The organism is Acidiphilium sp. C61 (assembly GCF_905116885.1).
Classification (GTDB): Bacteria; Pseudomonadota; Alphaproteobacteria; order Acetobacterales; family Acetobacteraceae; genus Acidiphilium.
In genome coordinates this window covers 1,635,956-1,649,368 of the sequence record NZ_CAJHNI010000005.1, presented here as the reverse complement: position 1 = coordinate 1,649,368, position 13,413 = coordinate 1,635,956, and the positions used below count along the sequence as shown (strand labels likewise).

At 70.1% G+C, this 13,413-nt stretch carries 15 protein-coding genes; 7 read left to right on the top strand and 8 right to left on the bottom strand.

Annotation, left to right across the window (positions count from 1 at the left end):
- The first annotated feature begins 72 nt into the window (after window positions 1–72).
- Window positions 73–948 (top strand): glutathione-dependent disulfide-bond oxidoreductase, encoded by an 876-nt coding sequence (yghU, locus tag HUW10_RS10560; RefSeq protein WP_174503463.1) that lies wholly within the window; start codon window positions 73–75, stop codon window positions 946–948.
- 79 nt (window positions 949–1,027) lie between these two features.
- Here yghU and HUW10_RS18325 read toward each other — a convergent pair whose 3' ends face one another.
- The 6 genes from HUW10_RS18325 to HUW10_RS10535 all read right to left on the bottom strand — a co-directional run bounded on the left by HUW10_RS18325 (window position 1,028) and on the right by HUW10_RS10535 (window position 6,962).
- Complete coding sequence (locus HUW10_RS18325; protein WP_254592123.1) at window positions 1,028–2,026, bottom strand: bifunctional diguanylate cyclase/phosphodiesterase; 999 nt, start codon at window positions 2,024–2,026, stop codon at window positions 1,028–1,030.
- On the bottom strand, window positions 2,023–3,339 hold the full coding sequence (locus HUW10_RS18470; protein WP_254592122.1) for a sensor domain-containing diguanylate cyclase: 1,317 nt from the start codon (window positions 3,337–3,339) through the stop codon (window positions 2,023–2,025). Before HUW10_RS18470 ends, HUW10_RS18325 begins: the two co-directional genes overlap by 4 nt.
- A gap of 329 nt (window positions 3,340–3,668) precedes the next feature.
- Window positions 3,669–5,009 carry an acetyl-CoA carboxylase biotin carboxylase subunit gene (accC, locus tag HUW10_RS10550; protein WP_174503462.1) on the bottom strand — a complete coding sequence of 447 codons (1,341 nt, stop codon included), beginning with the start codon at window positions 5,007–5,009 and terminating at the stop codon, window positions 3,669–3,671.
- Between the two features lie 13 nt (window positions 5,010–5,022).
- Window positions 5,023–5,526, bottom strand: a complete 504-nt coding sequence (gene accB / locus HUW10_RS10545; RefSeq protein WP_174503461.1) for an acetyl-CoA carboxylase biotin carboxyl carrier protein — start codon at window positions 5,524–5,526, stop codon at window positions 5,023–5,025.
- Window positions 5,523–5,972: a type II 3-dehydroquinate dehydratase gene (aroQ, locus tag HUW10_RS10540; RefSeq protein WP_174503460.1), complete on the bottom strand. Its 450-nt coding sequence runs from the start codon at window positions 5,970–5,972 to the stop codon at window positions 5,523–5,525. Before aroQ ends, accB begins: the two co-directional genes overlap by 4 nt.
- A 12-nt stretch (window positions 5,973–5,984) precedes the next feature.
- The gene (locus HUW10_RS10535) at window positions 5,985–6,962 is read right to left on the bottom strand and encodes a lysine-2,3-aminomutase-like protein (RefSeq protein ID WP_174503459.1); all 978 of its coding nucleotides are present in this window, start codon (window positions 6,960–6,962) and stop codon (window positions 5,985–5,987) included.
- 23 nt (window positions 6,963–6,985) lie between these two features.
- On the opposite strand from HUW10_RS10535, the gene epmA reads away from it, so the two are divergent.
- The 4 genes from epmA (at window position 6,986) to HUW10_RS10515 (ending at window position 10,794) form a co-directional block, all read left to right on the top strand.
- Complete coding sequence (epmA, locus tag HUW10_RS10530; protein ID WP_174503458.1) at window positions 6,986–7,975, top strand: EF-P lysine aminoacylase EpmA; 990 nt, start codon at window positions 6,986–6,988, stop codon at window positions 7,973–7,975.
- Between the two features lie 123 nt (window positions 7,976–8,098).
- Window positions 8,099–8,467 carry a hypothetical protein gene (locus HUW10_RS10525; RefSeq protein WP_174503457.1) on the top strand — a complete coding sequence of 123 codons (369 nt, stop codon included), beginning with the start codon at window positions 8,099–8,101 and terminating at the stop codon, window positions 8,465–8,467.
- On the top strand, window positions 8,461–9,372 hold the full coding sequence (locus tag HUW10_RS10520; RefSeq protein ID WP_174503456.1) for a DUF3445 domain-containing protein: 912 nt from the start codon (window positions 8,461–8,463) through the stop codon (window positions 9,370–9,372). The genes HUW10_RS10525 and HUW10_RS10520 overlap by 7 nt, the downstream gene beginning before the upstream one ends.
- 147 nt (window positions 9,373–9,519) lie before the next feature.
- Window positions 9,520–10,794 (top strand): glycerate kinase, encoded by a 1,275-nt coding sequence (locus tag HUW10_RS10515; protein WP_174503455.1) that lies wholly within the window; start codon window positions 9,520–9,522, stop codon window positions 10,792–10,794.
- Here the strand turns inward: HUW10_RS10515 and HUW10_RS10510 are convergent.
- On the bottom strand, window positions 10,763–11,305 hold the full coding sequence (locus tag HUW10_RS10510; protein WP_174503454.1) for a DUF4232 domain-containing protein: 543 nt from the start codon (window positions 11,303–11,305) through the stop codon (window positions 10,763–10,765). The genes HUW10_RS10515 and HUW10_RS10510 overlap by 32 nt on opposite strands.
- Complete coding sequence (locus HUW10_RS10505; protein ID WP_174503453.1) at window positions 11,302–11,532, bottom strand: tautomerase family protein; 231 nt, start codon at window positions 11,530–11,532, stop codon at window positions 11,302–11,304. Before HUW10_RS10505 ends, HUW10_RS10510 begins: the two co-directional genes overlap by 4 nt.
- Before the next feature lie 140 nt (window positions 11,533–11,672).
- Here HUW10_RS10505 and HUW10_RS10500 point away from each other — a divergent pair, with 140 nt between their 5' ends.
- Together HUW10_RS10500 and HUW10_RS10495 are read left to right on the top strand one after the other, a co-directional pair.
- Window positions 11,673–12,596 (top strand): metal ABC transporter solute-binding protein, Zn/Mn family, encoded by a 924-nt coding sequence (locus tag HUW10_RS10500; RefSeq protein ID WP_174503452.1) that lies wholly within the window; start codon window positions 11,673–11,675, stop codon window positions 12,594–12,596.
- Window positions 12,593–13,408, top strand: coding sequence for a metal ABC transporter ATP-binding protein (locus HUW10_RS10495; RefSeq protein ID WP_174503451.1), 816 nt, complete (start codon window positions 12,593–12,595; stop codon window positions 13,406–13,408). The genes HUW10_RS10500 and HUW10_RS10495 overlap by 4 nt, the downstream gene beginning before the upstream one ends.
- Window positions 13,409–13,413 lie beyond the last annotated feature (5 nt).

The window sequence follows — 13,413 nt, the reverse complement described above, 5'->3', positions numbered from 1 at the left end:
TGGTGCGCCATCGATGCGGGGCTTCGGCTTCGCCCCGGTGCCAGATGCTGAAACAGTGGAGAGATGAACGCGATGACGAGTGACTCCGGCTATACGCCCCCGAAAATCTGGACGTGGGAGCAGCCCAGCGGCGGCCACTTCGCCAGCATCAACCGCCCGATCGCCGGACCCACCCATGAGAAGGAGCTGCCGGTCGGCCGTCATCCGCTCCAGCTCTATTCGCTGGCGACGCCCAACGGGGTGAAGGTCACCGTGATGCTGGAAGAGCTGCTGGCGCGCGGCCATGCCGGCGCGGAATATGACGCCTGGCTGATTCGCATCAACGAGGGCAACCAGTTCAGCAGCGGCTTCGTCGCCGCCAACCCGAATTCGAAGATCCCCGCCCTGGTCGATCACAGCGGACCGCAGCCGCGCCGGGTGTTCGAATCCGGCTCCATCCTCGTCTATCTCGCGGAGAAGTTCGGCGAGTTCCTGCCGCTCGACGCCGATGCGCGGGCGGAGTGCTTTTCCTGGCTGTTCTGGCAGATGGGCAGCGCGCCCTATCTCGGCGGCGGGTTCGGTCATTTCTACGCCTATGCGCCGGAGAAGTTCGAATATCCGATCAACCGTTTCGCAATGGAAACCAAGCGGCAGCTCGACGTGCTCGACCGCCGGCTGGCCGAGACCGAGTATCTCGGCGGCAAGGACTACACGATCGCGGATATCGCCGTGTTTCCGTGGTATGGCGGGTTGGTGAAGGGCTGGCTCTACAACGCCGCCGAGTTCCTCCAGGTGCAGGAATACCGCAACGTGCTGCGCTGGGCCGACCAGATCTACGCGCGCCCGGCCGTGCGCCGCGGGCGCATGGTCAACCGCGTGTTCGGCGAGCCGAGCGAGCAGCTGCACGAGCGCCACGACGCCAGCGATTTCGACACCAAGACGCAGGACAAGCTGGCGCCGCAGGGCTAGAGCATCATCCGATCAGATAAAGATGCTCTGGTTAGCAATATGATGGAGCGCCATCCGGTTCGAAAAGATCGGATGGCGCTCAGGCGGCGCCGGAGGCGGTGCGGACGATGTGCGGGCGCAGCCAGGCGTGCAGCGCCTCGCCATCCATCGGCATCGAGAACAGCGCGCCCTGTCCTTCGTCGAACCCGAGTTCGATGAGGCGGGTGCGGTGGGCCTCGGTCTCCAGCCCCTCGGCGGTGAGGGTGAGATCGATATCATGCGCCATGCGCCCGACATGCAGCAGGATGCTGCGGCGGCGGGCGTCGTCGAGCGAGTCGCGGATCAGCGCGCGGTCGATCTTCAGGCGGTCGAACGGGAAGTAGTAGAGCGTCGAGATCGAGGAATAGCCGGCGCCGAAATCGTCGAGCGCGAGGCGGCAGCCCAGCGCCCTGATGGCGTCCAGAATGTCGCGGGTTGTGGGCGAGACGTCGAGGATCGCGGTTTCGGTCAGCTCGAACTCGATGCGCCCGCGGCCGAGCTTGTGGCGGGCCAGGGCATTGCCGATCCGCTCCAGCAGCAGCGGGTCGTAGAGCTGGACCGGGGAGAGGTTGATCGCCACCGCGATCTGCTCGGGCAGGGTGGCGGCGAAGGCGCAGGCGGCATCGATCACGTAGGCGCCGATGCGGATGATGGTGCCGTTATGTTCGGAGGCGGGGATGAACTGGTCCGGCGGCAGGATGCCGTATTGCGGATGCTGCCAGCGGACCAGCGCCTCGATCGTGGTGACCGCGCCGCTTTCGAGCCGGACGATCGGCTGGAACTGAAGGAAGAAGCTCTGACGCTCGAACTCGTTGACCAGCGAGGCGTCGAGCTGGCGCAGGCGGGTGGTCTGGCGGTCGTTTTCGGGATCGAACATCCGCACGGCGCCGCGTCCGCTTTCCTTGGCGCGGTAGAGTGCCAGATCTGCCGCGTGCAGGACATCCTCGGGCTGGATGCCGGCGCGGGCGATCATCGCGATGCCGGCGCAACAGCCGATCGCCACGGTGATGTCGGCGAGGCGGAACGGATCGGCCAGGCGGTCGATGATGCGGCGGGTCACCGCCTCTCGACATCGGCGATGGTGGCGTCGGGCAGCAGGATCGCGAATTCGTCGCCGCCGAGGCGGAAGCAGCGGTCGTGGCTGCGCACGCAGGCGAGCAGCCGGCCGGCGGCGGCCTGGAGCAGCTCGTCGCCCGCCTTGTGGCCGAAGCGGTCGTTCACCGATTTGAAATGGTCGAGATCGAGGCAGATCAGCCCGGTGCCGGCACCCACCGGGCTGGCGCAGGCGCCATGCAGCACCTCGTCGAAGCCCATCCGGTTGCCGAGGCCGGTCAGGCTGTCATGCCGGGCGATATGGGCGATGCGCCGCTCGGCGTGGCGGTGGGCGGTGACGTCGGAGCCGACGCCGCGATAGCCGACGAACTGGCCATCGCGGTCGAAGACCGGCTTGCCGGCGAAGGACCAGCAGCGTTCCTCGCCGGCGAAGAAGAGCGGCGCGCTCTTCTCGTTGAAGGTTTCCCGCCGGCCGATGTGGTAGAGCAGGTTGCCGATGGAAGGGGCGCAGGATTGCTCGGGGCTGGGCTGGCCATGCTCGACCAGGAAGCGCACCAGCGACTGGCCGGCGAGCGCCTCCTGCGTGGTGCGCGCCGCCTCGGCGAAGCGCGGGGAGGGGCGGAGCAGGGTGAGCGACGCATCGGTTTCCCAGAGGAAATCGCTCGCCCCTTCCTCGAAATCGCGCAGCAGGAGATTGATCACCTCGCTCTGGCGTTCCGCCTCCAGCCGGCGGAATTCGCGCTCCATCGTGTTGGCGTTGACGTAGAGGATGGTGGTGAAGGTCAGCAGGGCGTAGCTGCCGAGGCCGATCAGGGATGTCACCGGGGGATGCGCCGTGTTCGTCACCAGCGCGATGGCGGCGCCGGCGGTGACCGGCGCCCAGTAGACCAGGGCGTAGAGCGCCGGGCCGGAGAAGGCGGCGGTGGAGATCAGGCCGACGATGACGGCATAGACGAGGCTGGCCTGTTGCCCGGTGGCATGGCGCAGCCCGCCGATCTCGATACAGGCCCAGAACACGCCGATCAGCAGTGCGAGGCCGCAGAACAGCGCCTTGAACAGGGCGGGCTGCGCCTCGGCCGCGCGCCGAGACCAGAGGGTGGCGACGATCATGAGCAGGACGTAGCAGGTGGCGAGGCCGGCGAGGCCGGTGGCGATGAGCGGGGCGCTGTGCAGCAGGTCGTGGAATTCCCAGGCCAGGATGCCGGCCACGGTGCCGCCGGTGACGACCATGCGAGGCACCAGCGCCGCCCTCATGTCGAGCAGGGAGATTTCGATCTGGCGCCTGGTCTGGGCCGGGAGATCGCTCAGGCTGTGACCCAAGGCTTTCACGGTTCCGGCAGGTCTAGCTGAAATGCGGAAACATCAAATTCAAGTTCCATTTTCCCGACGTTCATAACGATTATGGATCAAAAATTTAAAATATAGATTAAAGCACGTCGCGGCGAATGCAAATTACGATATTGCATTATGTGCACGGTTCGCGCGCGGAAGGCCAGCTTTGTAACGTAATGGTGCAGCCTTGCCGGGCCGGCGGCGCAACGGCCGGACGGCCTCGCGCTGGCGTTTGCGCCGATCCGACGGGGATGCCGGGAAACCGCGTGGCCTGGGGCTCTGCCCCGGAAAGTCACGATGAAGTCCCGGGGCAAAAGTCAGGTGCGGGCGACGAACTGTTCCAGCCAGTGGATCGTATAGTCGCCGGCGCGGAAGCCGGGATCGTCGAGAATGCGCAGGTGCAGCGGGATCGTGGTGCGGATGCCCGAGAGGGCGAATTCGCCCAGCGCGCGGCGCATCCGGGCGATCGCCTCGGCGCGGTCGCGGCCATGGACGATCAGCTTGGCGACCAGGCTGTCATAATGCGGGGGGATGCGATAGCCGGCATAGAGGGCGGAATCGAGCCGCACGCCGAGCCCGCCGGGGGCGTGGAACACCTCGACCTTGCCCGGCGAGGGGGTGAAGGTCTCGGGGTCTTCGGCGGTGATGCGGCATTCGATGGCGTGGCCGTTGAAGCGGATGTCGGACTGGCCGTAGCCCAGCGTCTCGCCGGCGGCGATGCGGATCTGCTCGCGCACGAGATCGACCCCGGTGACCATTTCGGTGACCGGATGCTCGACCTGCAGGCGCGTGTTCATCTCGATGAAGGCGAACTGGCCGTCCTGATACAGAAACTCGAGCGTGCCGGCGTTGCGGTAGCCGAATTTCGCCAGCGCCGCGGTGGCGATCTCGCCCAGGCGGTCGCGCTCCTCGCGGGTGATGCCGGGCGAGCCGGCTTCTTCGAGCAGCTTCTGGTGGCGGCGCTGCAGCGAGCAGTCGCGCTCGCCGAAATGGACCACGTTGCCGTGATTGTCGCCCATCACCTGAAGCTCGATATGGCGCGGGCGGTCGAGATATTTCTCGATATAGACGGCGTTGTTGCCGAAGGCGGCGCCGGCCTCGGCGCGGGCGGTGCGGAAGGCTTCCTCGACCTCGTCGAGCGAGCGGGCGACCTTCATGCCGCGCCCGCCGCCGCCGGCCGCGGCCTTGATCAGCACCGGGCAGCCGATTTCCGCGGCGACGCGCTTCGCCGCCTCGACATCCGGCACCTCGCCGTCCGAGCCGGGGACGAGCGGCACGCCGAGATCGGCCATCGTTGTCTTGGCGGTGATCTTGTCGCCCATCATGCGGATATGGGTGGGCGAGGGGCCGATGAAGGCGAGGCCGTGGGCTTCCACCATCTCGGCGAAATCGGCGTTCTCGGAGAGGAAGCCGTAGCCGGGATGCACCGCCTCGGCGCCGGTGATCAGGGCCGCACTGATGAGGGCGGGCATGTTGAGATAGGAATCGCGCGCGGCGGCGGGGCCGATGCAGACACTCTCATCGGCGAGGCGCACATGCATCGCATCGGCATCGGCGGTGGAATGCACCGCGACGGTGGCGATGCCCATCTCGCGGCAGGCGCGCTGGACCCGGAGCGCGATTTCGCCGCGATTGGCGATCAGGATTTTCGAGAACACGGGCAACGGCCGGTTATTCGACGATGACCAGAGGCTCGTCGTATTCCACCGGCTGGCCGGAGGCGACGAGGATGGATTTTACCGTGCCGGCGCGCGGCGCCTTGATCTGGTTGAAGGTTTTCATTGCCTCGATCAGCAGCAGCGTCTGCCCGGCCTCGACCGTGCTCCCCACGCTGATGAAGGGCGCGGCCCCCGGCTCGGCCGAGAGATAGGCGACGCCGACCATCGGCGATTTCACCGTGCCGGGATGGTTCGCGGCGGCGGCTTCAGGCGCCGCGGCGGCAGGCGCTGGAGCACCCGGAGCCACGCCCGGTGTCATTCCCGGGGCCATTCCTTGCGGCATCGCATAGGGCGGCGCGGGATAGGGGGGCGCGGTGACGAATTGTGTCGGCTGCGCGCTGGCGCGGGCGAGGCGCAGCCGGCGGTCGCCTTCCTCAAGCTCGATCTCGGCCAGGTCGCCATCCTTGAGAAGGGCGGCGAGGGCGCGCAGCACCTCGGGGTCGAAGGAGAGACTCATGCTTCCTGCTCCACAATCTCGGCGATCGCCTGAAGCGCCAGCCGGTAGCCGGTGAAACCAAGGCCGCAGATCACGCCGCGTGCGGCCTGCGATACGAAGGAATGGTGGCGGAACGCCTCGCGCTGGTGAATGTTGGACAGATGCACCTCGACGACCGGAAGGTCGACCGCGTGCAGCGCGTCCATCAGGGCGATCGAGGTGTGCGAGTAGCCCGCCGGGTTGATGACGATGCCGGCGGCGCGGCCGCGGCATTCCTGCACCCAGGTGATCAGCTCGCCCTCGCCGTTGGTCTGGCGGAAATCGATGGCGAGGCCCAGCTCTTCGGCGGCCTCGGCGCAGAGCGCCTCCAGATCGTCGAGGGTCTGGATGCCGTAGATTTCGGGCTCGCGCAGGCCCAGCATGTTGAGGTTCGGACCGTTCAGCACGGCGATCAGCGGTACAGGCATCCTGCGCGCCTATCACAGCCCGGCGGAAAGGGAAACCGGCGAGGGTTCGAGCGTGGTCTTCCCGGTGGGCGCATCGAGGATGTAGGTCGGCAGCGCGTGGCCGGAAATCGTGCCGCGCAGGGCGGCGATCAGCGCCCGCCCCTCGGCGATCGGCACGTGGAAGCGGGCGGTGCCGGGGGCGGGGTCGAGCTGGTGGAGGTAATAGGGTTTGACGCCGCATTCGAGCATGGTCTCGAACAGGGCGCGCAGCGCCGCCGCCGCGTCGTTGACGCCGCGCAGCAGCACCGACTGGCCGAGCAGCGGGATGCCGGCGCGGCGCAGCGCCCGCAGCGCGGCGCGGGCCTCGGCGCCGAATTCGCGCGCGTGGTTGGCGTGCAGCACGAGGAAGAGCGGCGGGTCGTGATCGAGGGCGGCGAGCAGTGCGGGCGTGATCCGCGCCGGGTCGGCCACCGGGACGCGGGTGTGCAGCCGCAGCCGGCTGATATGCGGGATCGCGCGCAGGCGGGCGAAGATCGCGGCCAGCCGGCGGGGCGAGAGGATCAGCGGGTCGCCGCCGGTCAGGATCACCTCGCGCACGCCATCATGCGCTTCCAGCCAGGCGAACGCCGCCTCCAGCTCCGCTTCGGACAGCACCCCGCCCTCCGGGCCGACATGCTCGCGGCGGAAGCAGAACCGGCAATAGACCGGGCAGGCGAGGGTGGGCTTGAGCAGCGCGCGGTCGGGGTAGCGGTGGACGATGCCGGGGACCGGGGAGAGCGCGTCATCGCCGATCGGGTCGGCCTGCTCGTGGGCGGCGGTGTCGAGCTCGGCGGGGTCGGGGATGAACTGAAGCCCGATCGGGTCCGCCGGATCGCCGATCAGGGCGGCGAGCGGTGCCGGGATCGCGGTGGCGTAGCGCGCGGCGACCGCCTCCAGCCCCGCCCGGGCGGCGGGCGGGGCAAGCCCGGCCTCGATCAGCTGGTCTGCGGTGCGGAGCGTGGGAGTGGCCATGCGGCGGTGCTATCCTGCGGCGCATGGCCAGACAAGCATGGGACCCCGAACGCCTTGCCGCCCGGCTGCCTTTCCTGCGGCGGCGCGGGCGGCTCGCGCAGGCGACGCGCGCCTTTTTCGCCGCGCGCGGCTACATGGAGGTGGAGACGCCGTATCTCGTGCCGGCGCCGGGCGAGGAGGTGCATCTCGCGGCGCTGGCGACGATCGTGCATGCGCCGGATGGCGCGGCGGCGCGGCGATGGCTGCATACCAGCCCGGAATTCGCGATGAAGAAGCTGCTCGCAGGCGATGCCGGGCCGATTTTCCAGCTCGCCCGGGTCTGGCGCGACCATGAGGGGTCGGACACGCATTCTCCCGAATTCACCATGCTCGAATGGTATCGCCCGGGCGCCGATATCGAAGCACTGATCGAGGAGACGGCGCAATTCCTGCGCGCGGTGCTGCCGCCGGTGGTGACGTGCCGGGGGGTGACGACCGAGCTTGCCGAGATCGAGGTGCTGAGCGTGGCCGAGGCTTTCGACCGCCATTGCGGGCTCGATGTGCTGGCGAGCATGGGCGATGCCGACCGGCTCGCGGCCGATGCCGGGGTGGCGCGCCGCGAGGGCGAGGACTGGGAGGATCTGTTCTTCCGCCTCATGCTCGGGCGGATCGAGCCGCAGCTCGGCCGGCGTCATCCGACCTTCCTGACCGACTGGCCGGCGCCGCTCGCCGCCCTCGCGCGGCGGCGGGCGGATGATCCGCGCGTCGCCGAGCGGTTCGAGCTTTACGTGTGCGGGATGGAACTCGCCAACGCCTTCGCCGAGCTGACCGATCCGGCGGAACAGCGTGCGCGGTTCGAGGCCGACCGGGCGCGGCGGCACGCGCTGTATGGCCGCGAGGACTGGGCGCTCGATGAAGATTTCGTGGCGGCGGTGGGACGGATGCCGGACTGCGCGGGGATTGCCCTCGGGTTCGACCGGCTGGCGATGATCGCCGCCGGGGCGCCGCGCATCACCGATGTGTTATGGCTCTGATATAAAACCGAAACGCACCCATTGTAGACATTACACATCACCAACGGGCGACGGCCCGGAGACATCAACGGGCGACGGCCCGTAGACACCAACGGGCGACGGCCCGGAAACGAGGAGCGTGCGATGCGAAGGAAGCTTGTTCTGGCCGCGCCGGTCGCGGCATTGATGCTCGCGGGCTGCGCGGTGGGGCCGAGCCTTGCCGAGCGGATGTCGGGCTATGTCGGCCGGCCGGAATCGGCGCTGGTCGCTGCACTCGGCGTGCCGGACCGCAAGATCACCGTCGATGGCACGACGTATTTCGCCTATGTCGAGCGGTCGTATGCCGCCCAGCCGGGCGTGGGCGCGCCGTTCCCCGGTTTCTATGGTCCGTATTACGGTCCCTATTACGGCCCGATCTTCCCGCCCGAGACGTATACGCGGCAATGCACCGTCACCTTCTCGCTCCAGGGCGGGACGGTGAAGACCTTCACCCTGCGCGGCAACGATTGCTGAACGCAGCACCGCCGGCGCTGCCCGCATCGCCGCTCTGGCTGCCCTTCGCGCCCGGCCCCTACCGGCCGGCGATGGGGCTGATCGCCCGGCCGCTTGCCGAGCTGACCGCGTTCGGCGCCGATTATCCGGCACAGATGGCCGAACGCCGGGCGCTGCTGGATTTGCGCCGGGGCGAGGTGTTCGCGGTGCTGCCGGGCAGTGAAGCGGCGCGGCGCGAGGCGCTGCGGGTGATCGCCGGTCATTTGCGCGCCGATCGCGCCGCCTGGTTCGCAGAGCCTGGCGGGATGCTGGAAAACCGGCTGACCGGCGAGCGGTGGAACCTCGCGGCGCCGGAGGGCGACCCGCTCGAATGCGCCGGACGTCTGGTGCAGGAGGATCTCTGCCTGCTCGACCCGGACAGCGCGGCGCTGACGGCGGCGGTGCTGTGCTTTCCCTCGCGCTGGCGGCTTGCGGACAAGCTGGGGCGGGAGTTGGCCGCCATCCATGCCAGGGTGCCGCTTTATGCCGAGCGGCTGGAGCGGCCGGTCGCGCGGTTCATCGCCGCGCTGGCGCCGGGGCGGCTGGTCGAGCGGTTCAACTGGACGATCCATGACGGATCGGCGCTGTTCCAGCCGGAGGCGGATGGCGCCCACGGCCCGGCGGTGACCGCGGAGACCGCGCCGGCGCGGCTGCATCTGCGGGTCGAACGCCAGACGCTGAGCCGGTTGCCCGAGACCGGCGCCGTGCTGTTCACCATCCGCACCCGGCAGGTGGCGCTGGCCGAGGTGGTGACGGTGGCGGGGGCGGCGGCGGCGCTGGCCGCGGCGGTGCGGGGGCTGCCCGAATCCGTGGCGGCCTATCGCGGCATCGCCCCGTTCCGCGCCGCGCTGCTCGCCGCGCTGGACCGGGTTGCCCCGCAGGGCTAGAGCACTTTCCGGTCCATCAGGATCGGATGTCGTGCTTTGGAGCAAGGCCCGGCTGGCGGGGCCGGAATGCCGGCGTTATCAGACGGATAGAGTCTGCTGCCCGGGCCGGGCGGCGCGGCTGCGGGCGGAGTGGAAAGGAAAATCGGCATGAGTGAGGGCGATCTCGACCTGTTGCGGCGCATGTTCGCGGCGGCGGTGGATGCGGCAGCGCCCGCGCGCTGCCTCGCGCCGCATCTGCCCTCCCCGCCGAAGGGGCGGACCGTGGTGATCGGCGCCGGCAAGGCGGCGGCGGCGATGGCCGAGGCGGTCGAGGCGCACTGGCCGGCAGAGGCGCCGATGTCCGGCCTCGTGGTCACCCGCTACGGGCATGGCAGCAAACAGCCGCTCCGGCGGATCGAGGTGGTCGAGGCGTCGCACCCGGTGCCGGATGCGGCCGGGCAGGCGGCGGCGGCGCGCATCCTCGCGATGGTGCGGGGGTTGAGCGCGGACGATCTGGTTCTGGTGCTGATGTCCGGCGGTGCCTCGGCGCTGCTGGCGCTGCCGGCGCCGGGGATTTCGCTCGCCGACAAGCAGGCGGTGAACCGCGCGCTGCTCAAGAGCGGGGCGAACATCCAGGCGATGAACTGCGTGCGCAAGCATCTCTCGGCGATCAAGGGCGGGCGGCTCGCCGCGGCGGCGGCGCCGGCGGCGATCGTGACGCTGATGATTTCCGACGTGCCGGGCGACGATCCCTCGGTGATCGGCTCGGGGCCGACCGTGCCGGACGCGACCACGGCGGCGGAAGCGCGGGAGATTTTGCGCCGCGCCGGGATCGCGGTGCCGGAGCCGGTCGCCGCCTGGCTGGCGCGGCCGGAGGCGGAGACGCCGAAGCCCGGCGATCCGGCCTTTGCCCGCGCCCGCGAGATCATGATCGCCACCCCCTTCGCCTCGCTGGAGGCGGCGGCCGCGGTCGCGCGGGCGGCGGGGGTGACGCCGCTGATCCTCGGCGATGCGATCGAGGGCGAGGCGCGCGAGGTGGCGGCGGTGATGGCGGGCATGGCGCGGAGCTGTGCCGCGCATGGCGCGCCGCTGGCCCGGCCCTGCGTGCTGATTTCGGGCGGGGAGACGACGGTGACGGTGCGCGGCGGCGGGCGCGGCGGGCGGAATCTCGAATTCCTCGCCGGGCTCGCGGTCGCCCTCGGCGGGGCGCCGGGGATTCACGCCATTGCCGGGGATACCGACGGGATCGACGGCACCGAGGACAATGCCGGCGCCGTGCTGGCGCCGGACACGCTGGCCCGCGCCCGGGCGATCGGCCTCGATCCCGCGTCACGCCTCGCCGACAATGACGGTTACGGGCTGTTCGCCCCGCTCGGCGACCTCGTGGTGACCGGGCCGACCCGCACCAATGTCAACGATTTCCGGGCGATCCTGATCCGCTGATTGTCGTTTCTCCAGCGAGGGCGAGTGGGGGCTGGGAAATGCCCGCCGCCGCGCCTCGCGGGCCGCAGATCGTCGCGGCGAGGGGGATCGTGGTCGCCCCGCCCGGCCAGGCGATGCGCAGGGCGGCGACCTTCATGCAGGCATTGCGGGTGTAGACCGGGCCGTCCACCCAGCGCAGCTTCGTTGTCGCCACCACTCCGGCGGCGAGGCGGACCGGCAGCACGACCGGGCCGGGATGCATCCCGAACGGCGGGCGGCGGGCGATCGGCAGGCGGCGATGCGCGGCATCGAGGAAGGCGAGGCGTGGCAGGCCAGGCAGGATGCAGGGCGAAGGGCCGCGATTGCGCAGGGTGAGCAGCGTGCCGGAATGGGACATGCCGTCGAACGCGCCGGCGTCGGACCCGGCATGCGCCGCGATCCGCGCGCCGGAGCAGGACGTCACCGCCGGATGCGCGCAGCCCGACGCCAGCAGGGGCAGGAGGACGGCGAGGGCGGCGGCGGCGGGTTTCACTTCGGCTCGTAGCCGGGTTTCTTGTAGAGCGTGTCGGGCTTGGCGCGGATGTCGGGCTCGAAGACCGTCTCGTTCCAGTGTTCGGGATCGACATCCTCGATGCTGACCGACACGGCCGCCTCGCTGCTGCCGGCCGAAGCCATGATGGCCTGGGTGACGGCCTCGGCGATCTGGTGCTTCTGCGCCGCGCTGCGGCCGGCATAGAGCTTGACGATGACATGGGGCATGGCGGGCGGTCTCCTCTCTGGCGGGAGGGTAAGCCTACACCAGCCGATCGGGGGCGGGCAGGGGTAGGGGAGCGGGTGCTGGACCGATGGAATGATATAACATATCATTTCTTCCGAAGGGTCGCAGGAGGACCGGGGCGATGGCGAAACGGCGGGGAATTCTGGCCGGGCTGGTGGCGGCGCCGTGGATCGCCCGCGCCGGCGGCCGCATCCCGGCGGTGGGCATCGAGAGCCAGTATGCCGACGTGATCGCGGCGATCGGCGGCGACCGGGTCGAGGTTGCCGCGATCGAGACCAATCCCAATGCCGATCCGCACGGATTCGAGGCGAGCCCGGCGGTGGCGCGGCGTATCGCCACAGCGCGGCTCGTGGTGCTCAACGGGCTTGGCTACGATTCCTGGGCGCGGCGGATTATCGGCGCGACGGCGGGGGGCGCGACGGCGGGCGGCGCGGGGGGGCGGCATGTGATCGCGGCGCAGGCGGTGCTCGGCCTGCCGGATGCGACGCGCAATCCGCATGTCTGGTACGGCCCGGCGGCGATGCCGGCGGTGGCGGCGGCGATCGCGCGGGCGCTGGCGGCGATCGACCCGGCGGGGGCGAGCGTCTATCGGCGCAACCTCGCCGCGTTCGAGGCCTCGCTCGCGCCGTGGCGGGCGGCGATCGGCGCGTTCCGGGCGCAGCATCCCGGCATCCGCGCGGCGGTGACCGAGCCGGTGGGCAACGATCTGTTCCAGGCAATGGGGATCGGGATCGCCACACCGTGGAGCTTGCAGGCGGCGGTGATGAACGGCACCGATCCGGCGCCGCAGGACATCGCCGCCCAGGAGGCGCTGCTGCGCCGGCGGGAGGTGTCGTTTCTCGGCTATAACCGGCAGGTGATCGGCCCGCTGACACGGGCGATGCTCGATGCCGCGCGGGCGGCGCTTGTGCCGGTGGTCGCGCTGTACGAGACGATGCCGGCGGGATTTCATTTCGGCGGCTGGATGCTGGCCGAGACCGCTGCGGTGACAAGGGCGGTTGCGCAGCGCACCTCCACGGTCTCCCTCGCGAGGGCGGCTGGATGAACGGGGACGCGCTCGCGCTGGAGGGTGTCGCGGTCGGTCATGGCGGGCGGGCGGTGCTGTCGGGGGTGGGGTTCAGCCTCGCGCCGGGGAGTTTCGCCGGGCTGATCGGGCCGAACGGATCGGGCAAGACGACGCTGCTGCGCTCGATCCTCGGCCTCGTGAAGCCGCTGGACGGGCGCGTGACGATCGGCGGGCGCGGGCAGGTGGGCTATGTGCCGCAGAGCATCGCGCTCGACCGGTTCATGCCGGTGCGCGCGCGCGACGTGATCGCGCTCGGGCTGGATGGGCACCGGCTCGGCATTCCGCTGCCCTCGCGCCGCCGCCGCGCGCAGGTGGATGAGATGATCGACGCGGTGGGCGCCGCCGGCTTTGCCGATCGCAGGGTGGGCGACCTCTCGGGCGGGCAGCAGCAGCGGGTGATGATCGCCCATGCGCTGATCCGCCGCCCCGACGTGCTGCTGCTCGACGAGCCGCTCGCCAGTCTCGACCTGCGCAGCACCGCCGAGGTGGTCGCACTCCTTGCCCGGCTCGCCCGCGAGGCGAGGGTGGCGGTGCTGATGTCGGCGCATGACATGAACCCGCTGCTGCCGGCGATGGATCGTATCGTTTATGTCGCCGAGGGGCGCGCGGTGGCCGGCACGGTGGAGGAGGTGGTGCGCGGCGCGGTGCTGAGCGCGCTGTATGGCGCGCATATCGACGTGCTGCGCGTGCATGGCAGGGTGCTGGTGGTTGCCGCCGGCGGCGGGCCGCACGAACATGATCACGACCACGCGCATGGCGAGGATGCGATGCATGTCGTTCGCATTCCCTGATTGCG

Coding starts and splice junctions, on each gene's coding strand:
- epmA (WP_174503458.1), top strand. CDS start 6,986: ATGGCCAGACAAGCATGGGACCCCGAACGCCTTGCCGCCCGGCTGCCT.
- aroQ (WP_174503460.1), bottom strand. CDS start 5,972: ATGCCTGTACCGCTGATCGCCGTGCTGAACGGTCCGAACCTCAACATG.
- HUW10_RS10505 (WP_174503453.1), bottom strand. CDS start 11,532: ATGCCCCATGTCATCGTCAAGCTCTATGCCGGCCGCAGCGCGGCGCAG.
- HUW10_RS10495 (WP_174503451.1), top strand. CDS start 12,593: ATGAACGGGGACGCGCTCGCGCTGGAGGGTGTCGCGGTCGGTCATGGC.
- accB (WP_174503461.1), bottom strand. CDS start 5,526: ATGAGTCTCTCCTTCGACCCCGAGGTGCTGCGCGCCCTCGCCGCCCTT.
- HUW10_RS10535 (WP_174503459.1), bottom strand. CDS start 6,962: ATGGCCACTCCCACGCTCCGCACCGCAGACCAGCTGATCGAGGCCGGG.
- HUW10_RS10500 (WP_174503452.1), top strand. CDS start 11,673: ATGGCGAAACGGCGGGGAATTCTGGCCGGGCTGGTGGCGGCGCCGTGG.
- yghU (WP_174503463.1), top strand. CDS start 73: ATGACGAGTGACTCCGGCTATACGCCCCCGAAAATCTGGACGTGGGAG.
- HUW10_RS10515 (WP_174503455.1), top strand. CDS start 9,520: ATGAGTGAGGGCGATCTCGACCTGTTGCGGCGCATGTTCGCGGCGGCG.
- HUW10_RS10525 (WP_174503457.1), top strand. CDS start 8,099: ATGCGAAGGAAGCTTGTTCTGGCCGCGCCGGTCGCGGCATTGATGCTC.